Origin of the sequence: Streptomyces sp. NPDC058674 (assembly GCF_042716505.1) — a bacterium.
In the GTDB taxonomy this organism is placed as follows: domain Bacteria; phylum Actinomycetota; class Actinomycetes; order Streptomycetales; family Streptomycetaceae; genus Streptomyces.
Map to the genome: position 1 here is coordinate 34,501 of NZ_JBHXSC010000067.1, position 6,326 is coordinate 40,826.

Annotated in this window: 7 protein-coding genes and 1 pseudogene; 4 read left to right on the top strand and 4 right to left on the bottom strand. The window is 72.8% G+C overall.

Translation table 11 applies throughout. The features are described from left to right. Positions 1–6 precede the first annotated feature (6 nt). Positions 7–411 carry a hypothetical protein gene (locus ACFWU6_RS27525; RefSeq protein WP_383807021.1) on the bottom strand — a complete coding sequence of 135 codons (405 nt, stop codon included), beginning with the start codon at positions 409–411 and terminating at the stop codon, positions 7–9. A gap of 338 nt (positions 412–749) precedes the next feature. Between ACFWU6_RS27525 and ACFWU6_RS27530 the strand changes: the two genes are divergently transcribed. Next, the gene (locus tag ACFWU6_RS27530) at positions 750–1,160 is read left to right on the top strand and encodes a rodlin (RefSeq protein ID WP_383807018.1); all 411 of its coding nucleotides are present in this window, start codon (positions 750–752) and stop codon (positions 1,158–1,160) included. A gap of 144 nt (positions 1,161–1,304) precedes the next feature. Here ACFWU6_RS27530 and ACFWU6_RS27535 read toward each other — a convergent pair whose 3' ends face one another. Both ACFWU6_RS27535 and ACFWU6_RS27540 read right to left on the bottom strand, forming a co-directional pair. Next, positions 1,305–1,553: a helix-turn-helix domain-containing protein gene (locus ACFWU6_RS27535; RefSeq protein ID WP_383807015.1), complete on the bottom strand. Its 249-nt coding sequence runs from the start codon at positions 1,551–1,553 to the stop codon at positions 1,305–1,307. After that, positions 1,553–2,050: a DUF2975 domain-containing protein gene (locus ACFWU6_RS27540; protein ID WP_383807012.1), complete on the bottom strand. Its 498-nt coding sequence runs from the start codon at positions 2,048–2,050 to the stop codon at positions 1,553–1,555. Before ACFWU6_RS27540 ends, ACFWU6_RS27535 begins: the two co-directional genes overlap by 1 nt. Before the next feature lie 213 nt (positions 2,051–2,263). On the opposite strand from ACFWU6_RS27540, the gene ACFWU6_RS27545 reads away from it, so the two are divergent. After that, a complete protein-coding gene (locus ACFWU6_RS27545; protein ID WP_383983593.1) occupies positions 2,264–3,772 on the top strand; it encodes a glutamate synthase subunit beta in 1,509 nt (502 codons plus the stop codon). A 139-nt stretch (positions 3,773–3,911) separates the two neighbouring features. Then, positions 3,912–4,484: pseudogene (locus tag ACFWU6_RS27550) on the top strand (helix-turn-helix domain-containing protein); the annotation flags it as partial. Between the two features lie 514 nt (positions 4,485–4,998). Here the strand turns inward: ACFWU6_RS27550 and ACFWU6_RS27555 are convergent. Then, positions 4,999–5,670, bottom strand: coding sequence for a helix-turn-helix domain-containing protein (locus ACFWU6_RS27555; RefSeq protein WP_383983595.1), 672 nt, complete (start codon positions 5,668–5,670; stop codon positions 4,999–5,001). 106 nt (positions 5,671–5,776) lie between these two features. Between ACFWU6_RS27555 and ACFWU6_RS27560 the strand changes: the two genes are divergently transcribed. Beyond that, positions 5,777–6,326, top strand: a 550-nt coding sequence (locus ACFWU6_RS27560) for an MFS transporter (protein ID WP_383983597.1), incomplete at its 3' end; no start/stop codon positions are given.

Here is a 6,326-nt window from a genome sequence, read left to right on the forward strand (position 1 = left end):
GCCGGCTCAGCCGGCCTCGGCGACCAGCCGGTGGTAGTCCAGGTCCGCCGGGCCGGTCGCTTCCACGGCCACCTGATCCCCGTCCAGGGCATCCGCCAGCGCGGTCCGGGCCCGGCTGTAGGAGTCCTGCTCCCGGGGGGCGGTCGAGGCCGGCAGCCAGGTGATGGACACGACCCTGTTCTGCCGCGTGCCGTCCGCGCTCGCGAACGGCAGGTCGTAGAGGGCGAGGCGGGGCCGGTCGGTGGGCAGTGCCGAGAGGAGTTCGTCGTGCGTCAGGTTGCCCTGGTACTCGACGACGAGGGAATCCGAGGAGGCGTTGAGCCGGTAGATCACGGTGTTGACGTCCGCCTTCCCCTTCAGCTCCCAGAACGCCCCGATACAGCTGTCGTCCACGGCGATGTCACGGTTCACGACGGAACTCCTCCCATGCGGCATGCGGCCCCGAGCACTCCAACGACCCGCCCGCCGCCTGGTTGCGCGTGCGGAGGACGGGTGCCGGAGGAGGGCTCGGCTCCCCGTCCCGCGCCGCTGGTGTGCGGGGGCCGTTCAGCCGGAGATCTGCTGGGGTCCGTCGGTGCGGCCGACGCTGATCTTGCGGGGCCTGGCGCGACGCAGTGGCGCGTCACCGCGGTGCGGCGGTTCCGGAGGGCGTTGACCGCCAATCGGGTGATCCGGAGAAACCTGTGCGGGATCGGCCCGTTGATCACAGCGCTCACCACCCCCGCACTCGCGCAACAGAGAGACCTGTGATGATCAAGAAGATGCTGGCCACCGCTGCCGCCACCGCGTCGATCCTCGGGGCGGGCGCCGCCGTCGCGGCCCCGGCCATGGCCATCGGCAACGACAACGGCGTCAACACCGTCAACGGCAACGGCTCCCAGCAGATCTACGGCAACCAGGCGACCCACGGGGACCTCAGCCCGCAGCTCGGCCTGGTCCAGGGCACGCTGAACAAGCCCTGCATCGGCCTGCCGGCCAAGGTCAACGCCCAGTCGCTGATCGCTCTGCTCAACATCGGCGTCCAGGACATCAACGTCCTGTCCAACCCGCAGAACCAGCAGTGCACCGAGAACTCCACCCAGGCCAAGGGCGACGAGCCGCTCTCGCACATCCTCAGCAACATCCCGGTCCTGTCCGGCAACGCCTCCGCCGGCAGCTGACCCAGTCCCCACCGCGAGCCGGGGCCTCCGACGCCCGCACGAGTGCCACGGGGGCCCCGGCCCGACCCACCCGCGCCCGCGGATTCATCCGCGGGCGCGGGCCTGTTCTGGAGGGCGCGCCGGGAGCCGGCGAACCGGCCCGCATCACGTCGCGCCGGAGCCGACGGCGTCCTGTCGCGGCGCGTCCTCATCGGGCTCCCAGCGCAGCAGGTCGCCGGGTTGGCATGCGAGCGCCTCGCACAGGGCGGCGAGCGTGGCGAACCGCACGGCTTTGGCACGGCCGTTCTTGAGCACGGCGAGGTTGGCCGGGGTGATCCCCACGCGTTCCGCGAGCTCGCCCACGGACATCTTCCGCCGGGCCAGCATCACATCGATGTCGACGGAGATCGGCATCAGATGACCTCGTCCAACTCGGCCCGCAGATGGGCTGCTTCGACATCGCGGGCGACGGCCTGCGCGAGCAGCGTCCGGAGCACGAGCACGATGAGGGCGACCCCGAGGACCCCCGTGCCGGCTCCGCCGATGAGCAGCACCACGCCCGGCGCGACGGCCTCGCCCGGCGCGAGGACCACCCCCAGGGCGAAGACCAGCAGGGCGGCTGCGACGACCGCGCCGACCACCACGTCCACGTGGCGGAAGGCGGCATGGGAGAAGACCGTGCCGCGTTTCACCATCGCCACCAGCCGCCACACGCACACCAGGACCACCTGGACCGCCACGACGCCCAGGACCGTGATCACGAGGAACGGGGCGCGCAGGTACGCGTACTCCGCCCTGAGCCCCTCCAGGTCGGCGGCGAGCAGCGGCACCATCACGGCTTGCACGAACACCGTGCCGGTTCCCAGCATCGCCAGCACGGTACGCAGCGCGAACACCGTCAGTCTTCCCATGACCTCTCCCCTGATCGAGCAACGATGGAAATCTATCGACAGTCGATAGGTGAAGGCAAGTGGGGCAGCACCGCCGGCCGGCGTCGAGGAGTGACGCCCGGGCCCCGGACCCGGCCCGGCACGGCGGGGCAGGAGTGCGATATAGGCCGAATGGGGAATGAAACGTACGCTTCTGGTACTGCGTGTACGCCGCGACGATCCGGGAGGCGACGCGTGACCGATCCGTTCGGCTTCCTGAAGGTCCCCCGCCGGCCCGTCCCCGCCCGCCCCGTGGAGGAGCGGCTGGGCGACTGGCGCGAGGTCCACGCGGGCCAGGCGCTCCTGCCGCTCGTCTCGGAACAGGCGGGCCGCTGCATGGACTGCGGCATACCGTTCTGCCACACCGGCTGCCCCCTGGGGAACCTCGTGCCGGAGTGGAACGCGTACGCGGCGAGCGGCGACTGGCACGCGGCCTACGAGCGGCTGCACGCGACGAACAACTTTCCGGAGTTCACGGGCAGGCTGTGCCCGGCCCCCTGCGAGGACGCCTGCGTGTTGGCCATCAACGCCGATCCGGTGACCATCAAGAACGTCGAGCAGGCGATAGCGGATGAGGGCCGGCGGCGCGGCTACGCCGTGCCCCGCCCGCCGGAGCGGCGGAGCGGGCGGACCGTGGCCGTCATCGGGTCGGGGCCCGCCGGGCTGGCCGCGGCCCAGCAGTTGACCCGCGCCGGGCACTCGGTCGTGGTCCACGAGCGGTCGGACCGGTTCGGCGGCCTGCTGCGCTACGGCATCCCGGACTTCAAGCTGGAGAAGGTCCACCTGGACCGCCGGATCGAACAGATGCGGGCCGAGGGGACCGCGTTCGCCGCGGGTGCGGACATCGGCGGCGCGGTCGGCGCGGCGGAGCTGCGCAGCCGATGCGACGCGGTGGTCGTCGCGGTCGGGGCCGGCGAGCGCAGGGAGCTGCCGGTCACGGGCCGGGCGCTCGGAGGCATCCACCAGGCCGTGGACTACCTGACCTGCGCCAACCGGGTGCGGGAGGGCGACTACGCGCGGTCGCCCCTGTCCGCCGAGGGCAGGCACGTGGTGATCGTCGGCGGCGGGGACACCGGCTCGGACTGCCTGGGAACGGCCCTGCGGCAGGGCGCGCTCTCCGTGGTCCAGCTCGACATCAACCCGGAACCGGGCGCCGCCCGGCCCGACGGCGAACCCTGGCCGGTGTACCCGAAGGTGTACCGGATCTCGCACGCCCACGAGGAGGCACGCGGGCGAGGGGGCCGCGACCCCCGGCTCTTCTCCTGCGCCACCCTGCACTTCGAGGGCGATGCCGCGGGCCGGGTACGGGCACTGCACCTGAGCGCCGTCGAGTCGGCGGGCCGCAGCCCGCTGGCCGGCACGGAGCAGGAGATCCCGGCGGAGCTGGTCCTGCTGGCCCTCGGGTTCTCCGGTCCCGAACGGTCGGGCGGGCTGTGCGAGCAGTTGGGCCTCCGGCTCGACGGGAGCGGCAACTTCGCGCGCGACGCGGCGTTCTCGGCCGTCGGCGGGCACGCGCCCGGGGTCTTCGTCGCGGGGGACGCCGGGCGGGGGCAGTCGCTGGTGGTGTGGGCCATCGCGGAGGGCCGGGCGGCGGCGGCCGCCGTGGACCGCTACCTGACGGGCTCCACCGCACTGCCGGCCCCGGTCGCGGCCCATGACGTGCCCATGACGGCCCTGGGGCGCATGCGGTACGGAGACCGGTAGCCCGCGGCACGAGTACGCGGACGGGTCCGCTGACGGCCCCGCGCCGGGATCGGGACCGGCGGCGCCGCGCCACTCCCCCAGTCGTGCGCAGTCGTCGCCGCTTCGGCAAGTCGCCTTGCCGTCATGGCAAACTGGCGGCATGGACGACGACATCGACCGGGCACTCGACGCGGTGGGCCCCCGGCTGCGCGCGCTGCGCCGGCAGCGCGAGACGACGCTGGCCGAGCTGTCCGCGACGACCGGCATCTCGGTGAGCACGCTGTCCCGGCTGGAGTCCGGCACCCGCCGGCCCAACCTCGAACTGCTGCTCCCCCTGGCGCGGGCCCACGGTGTCACCCTCGACGAGCTCGTCGGCGCACCGCCGACCGGTGACCCCCGGATCCACCTGCGCCCGGTCAGCCGCCACGGAATGGACATGGTGCCGCTGACCCGCCGGGCCGGCGGCATTCAGGCGTACAAACTGGTGATCCCGGCAGGGAGCAGGCGCAGGGTGCCCGACCCCAAGACCCACGAGGGCTACGAGTGGCTGTACATCCTCAACGGACGGCTGCGGCTGGTACTCGGCGAGAAGGACCTGGTGCTGTCACCGGGCGAGGCGGCGGAGTTCGACACCCGCGTACCGCACTGGTTCGGCGCCGCCGACACCGAACCGGTCGAGTTCCTCAGCCTGTTCGGCACCCAGGGCGAACGGGCGCACCTGCGCGCCCGCCCCGGGGCACGCGCAGCCCTCGTTGTCCCCGGCCGCACCCCCGCCGCGCGCCCGGCCGCCGACACGTCGTCCGCGGATCGCCGACGGACCGAGAGACGGCGACAGACGCCGAGAGATGGGGAAGCGATGACGCTCGACGAAGGCCGGCGGGTGCGGCTGGCGACGGAGATCAGGCTGTTCGATCCGGTCGCGGTGGCGGACGACCGCTCCTCGGAGCCGGCCGCCGCCTTCACCGGCTCCCTGTCGCTCGCGGCAGGTACCGAGGGCACGGTGGAGCGGGCCGTCGAGCACCACCAGCAGAGCGGGGCGGTCCGCGAGTACGTCCGGCTGAAGTCCCTCCTCGACGACTTCGGCCGTGACATGCCCGCGGAGAGCAAGGGGCGGCTCGAAGAGCAGGTCCGCTCCCTGGAACCGGAGTGGATCGCCCACGAGCGACGGGGGCCCGTGACCACCGTCCGCGTCCGCTTCGACAACGGGTTCATCCTCGACGAGGTGCCGGACAGCCTCTTCGTCCCCCTCACGTCCGGCTGACCGCAGCCGCCCCGGTCACCGTCGTGCGGGGATCGGGAGCCGAAGGCCCCGTCCGCACGACGGCCTGGTCGCCGCGGGGTCCGAAGAGGTGCAGGACCTCCGCGGCGGTGGTGTTCGCCGGGCCGAACCAGTGCGGTTCCCTGGTGTCGAACTCGGCCGCCTCGCCGGGGCGGAGGGTGAACTCCCGCTCGCCGAGGATCAGACGCAGCTCGCCCGCGAGGACGTAGAGCCACTCGTAGCCCTCGTGGGTCACCAACTTGGGCTCGCGGGGAGCCAATACCTGCTTGAACACCTGCACCCGCCCGGGGTAGCGCGTCAGCGGCACGACGATGTTGCCGTGGCCCTTGCGCAGTGGTTCCAGGTGTACGCGGGGGTCACCGCTGGCCGGTGCGGCGACCAGCTGGTCGAGTGCGACGCGGTGCGCGCGGGCGAGCGGGACGAGCAGGTCCAGGGTGGGGCGCCGTTTGCCCGATTCCAGCCGGGACAGCGTGCTGACGGACAGGCCGGTCGTGGCCGCGACCGCCTCCAGCGTGAGCCCGCGGTCCCGGCGCAGCGCGCGGAGCCGGGGGCCGATGCCGTCGATCAGCTGCTTCAGTTCGGCGTCCGCCCCATCGTGGGGGCCGTGGGGGGCCGGATCGGTGGCGTCGGTGGCGTTCATGGGTTCATTTTTGCAGTCTTCGCAAGTTCGCTGGGCTGCGGCCGCCGTCCCGTCCGAGCATTCCACGGCAAGGACGTTCCCCCGTGAGAGGCAGGCAGTGGCCGCCATGACCATGACCCATCCCGTTCGGCTCCCGTCCGTTCCGAGCGCGCGCAGACGCTGGACGGTGCTGGCCGTCTGCTGTCTCAGCATGTTCCTGGTGGGCCTGGACACCACCGTCGTCAACGTCGGCCTGCCCGCCATCGGCCGGGGCCTCCAGATCGGGACCCACGGTCTCGAATGGACGGTGGACGCCTACACCCTGGTCCTGGCGGGCCTGCTCATCTCCTCCGGCGCCCTGGCGGACCGGTTCGGGCGCCGTCGGGTCTTCCGGTGCGGTCTCCTCGTGTTCGGCGCGGCCTCGCTGCTGTGCGCGCTCGCTCCGTCGGCGGGCGCGCTCATCGCGGCCCGTGCCGTCCAGGGCGTCGGCGCCTCGATGCTCAGTCCGGTGGCGCTGGCGATCGTCGTGAACGCGATGCCCGACCCGCGGGAGCGGGCCCGGGCGATCGGGGTGTGGGCGTCGGTGTTCGGGCTCAGCATGGCCGCCGGACCCGTCACGGGCGGCGTGCTCGTCGAGCACTTCGGCTGGCGGTCGCTGTTCTGGATCAACGTACCGG

Coding starts and splice junctions, on each gene's coding strand:
- ACFWU6_RS27530 (WP_383807018.1), top strand. CDS start 750: ATGATCAAGAAGATGCTGGCCACCGCTGCCGCCACCGCGTCGATCCTC.
- ACFWU6_RS27535 (WP_383807015.1), bottom strand. CDS start 1,553: ATGCCGATCTCCGTCGACATCGATGTGATGCTGGCCCGGCGGAAGATG.
- ACFWU6_RS27540 (WP_383807012.1), bottom strand. CDS start 2,050: ATGGGAAGACTGACGGTGTTCGCGCTGCGTACCGTGCTGGCGATGCTG.
- ACFWU6_RS27555 (WP_383983595.1), bottom strand. CDS start 5,670: ATGAACGCCACCGACGCCACCGATCCGGCCCCCCACGGCCCCCACGAT.